This is a genomic window from Streptomyces phytophilus (assembly GCF_013870535.1).
In the GTDB taxonomy this organism is placed as follows: domain Bacteria; phylum Actinomycetota; class Actinomycetes; order Streptomycetales; family Streptomycetaceae; genus Streptomyces; species Streptomyces phytophilus.
Window position 1 is genome coordinate 1 of the sequence record NZ_JACBXC010000957.1, and the last position, 2,386, is coordinate 2,386.

General features: G+C 70.0%; 3 protein-coding genes. 2 read left to right on the forward strand and 1 reads right to left on the reverse strand.

Features of this window, described 5'->3' with window-relative positions:
* On the reverse strand, positions 1 to 1,120 hold a 1,120-nt coding region (locus tag H5J30_RS27690; protein WP_374101029.1), incomplete at its 3' end, for an acetyl-CoA C-acetyltransferase.
* A 126-nt stretch (positions 1,121 to 1,246) separates the two neighbouring features.
* Between H5J30_RS27690 and mce the strand changes: the two genes are divergently transcribed.
* Both mce and H5J30_RS27700 read left to right on the forward strand, forming a co-directional pair.
* Entirely contained in the window at positions 1,247 to 1,684 is a 438-nt protein-coding gene (mce, locus tag H5J30_RS27695) for a methylmalonyl-CoA epimerase (protein ID WP_181790037.1), read from the forward strand.
* Positions 1,685 to 1,849: 165 nt separating this feature from the next.
* On the forward strand, positions 1,850 to 2,386 hold a 537-nt coding region (locus H5J30_RS27700), incomplete at its 3' end, for a polarized growth protein Scy-related protein (protein WP_508470841.1).

The window sequence follows — 2,386 nt, forward strand, 5'->3', positions numbered from 1 at the left end:
CGAGGGCGAGGTGCAGGACGAGCCGGGCGCCCGACATCCCGATCGGGTGACCCAGCGCGATGGCGCCGCCGTTGACGTTCACCTTTTCGGGGGTGACGCCGAGGTCCTTCATGGACTGCACCGCGACCGCGGCGAACGCCTCGTTGATCTCGATCAGGTCGAGGTCGCCGGCGTCGATGCCCTCCTTCTTCAGGGCGTGCAGGATCGCGTTCGAGGGCTGCGACTGGAGCGAGTTGTCCGGGCCCGCGACATTCCCGTGGGCCCCGATCTCGGCCAGCCAGGTCAGCCCCAGCTCCTCGGCCTTGGTCCGGCTCATCACGACCACGGCGGCGGCGCCGTCGGAGATCTGGGAGGCCGAGCCGGCGGTGATCGTGCCGTCGGGCGCGAAGGCGGGGCGCAGCCCGGCCAGCCCCTGGGCGGTGGTGCCGGGGCGGATGCCCTCGTCGGTGTCGACGACGACGGTCACGCCCTTGCCCCGGGGGACCTCGACCGGGGTGATCTCCTCGGCGAAGACGCCGCGGGCCTGCGCGGCGGCGGCCCGCTGGTGGGAGGCGGCGGCGAAGGCGTCCTGCGGCTCGCGGGCGATGCCGAGGCGGGTGTTGTGCTTCTCCGTGGACTCGCCCATCGCGATGCCCTCGAAGGAGTCGGTGAGCCCGTCGAGCGCCATGGAGTCGAGCACCTCAAGTGCGCCGTACTTCACGCCCTCGCGGGACTTCGGCAGCAGGTGCGGGGCGTTGGTCATGGACTCCTGGCCGCCGGCGACGACGATGTCGAACTCGCCGGCGCGGATGAGCTGGTCGGCCAGCGCGATGGCGTCGAGTCCGGACAGGCAGACCTTGTTGACGGTCAGCGCGGGCACGCTCATCGGGATGCCCGCCTTGACCGCGGCCTGCCGCGCCGGGATCTGCCCGGCCCCGGCCTGGAGGACCTGCCCCATGATCACGTACTCCACCTGGGCCGGCGCGACGCCCGCACGCGCCATCGCCGCCTCGATGGCGAAGCCGCCCAGATCCGCGCCGGAGAACGGCTTGAGGGAGCCCAGAAGGCGTCCCATGGGGGTACGGGCGCCCGCGACGATCACCGATGTACTGCCTGACGTGCCACTACCAGTCATGCGCATCCCCTTCGGGGAGAAGTGAATGAGGGTTAACTTCAGCGTAGTGAGCGGTACGTGCCCGGGTCACGGTTCGTTCGGTGTGACCGTGCGCACGTTGCGTAACCTCCCGGGCGGCGGTGGACTGTGCGCATGCTGACGCGTATCGACCACATCGGAATCGCCTGTCATGACCTTGACGCAACCGTCGAGTTCTACCGCGCCACCTACGGCTTCGAGGTGTTCCACACCGAGGTCAACGAGGAGCAAGGGGTCCGCGAAGCCATGCTGAAGATCAACGAGACGTCCGACGGCGGCGCCTCGTATCTCCAGCTCCTCGAACCGGTCCGCGAGGACTCGGCGGTCGGCAAGTGGCTGGCCAAGAACGGCGAGGGCGTCCACCACATCGCCTTCGGCACCGCGGACGTGGACGGCGACGCCGACGCCATCCGCGACAAGGGCGTACGCGTCCTCTACGACGAGCCGCGGCGCGGCTCGATGGGCTCGCGGATCACCTTCCTGCACCCGAAGGACTGCCACGGCGTACTGACAGAATTGGTCACTTCCGCATCGGCCGCGGGCGCACACTGACCTTTGATTCCCATGGCCGGTAGAGTGCAGGGGGCCGCCCGCGTCCTGGGCGGCCCGATCATCTGACACCATCGGTACGAGCACACGAACAGCCAACGAACGCAGCACACGTCATCGCCATTGCCAGTAACGCAGAAACGACCCGGGGACGGATGGGACCGCGCAGTGCGGGGCTACGACCGCTACGAGCCTGACGCCGTGATGGACGGGCTCTCGCAGTTCGAGGCCGAGATCGAGCGGCTGAAGAAAGAGCGGGAGAAGGCCGTCCAGCACGCCGAGGACCTCGGCTATCAGGTCGAGGTGCTGCGCGCCAAGCTGCATGAGGCGCGCCGCGGACTCGGCGCCCGCAACTCCTTCGACAGCGCCTCGCACCAGGCCGAGCAGTTGCTGCGCAACGCCCAGGCCCAGGCCGACCAGTTGCGCGCCGACGTCGAACGCGAGTTGCGCGAGAGCCGCGCGCAGGCGCAGCGTCTGCTCCAGGAGCACGCCGAGCGCCAGGCCCGGATGGAGGCCGATCTGCACGCCGAGGCGATCGCCCGGCGGCAGCGGCTGGACGAGGAGCTGGCGGAGCGCCGCACCACCGTCGAGACCCACGTCAACGAGAACGTCGCCTGGGCCGAGCAGCTGCGCTCCCGTACCGAGGCGCAGGCCCGCCGGCTCATGGACGAGACCAGGACCGAGGCGGACCGGCTCGTCGCCGCC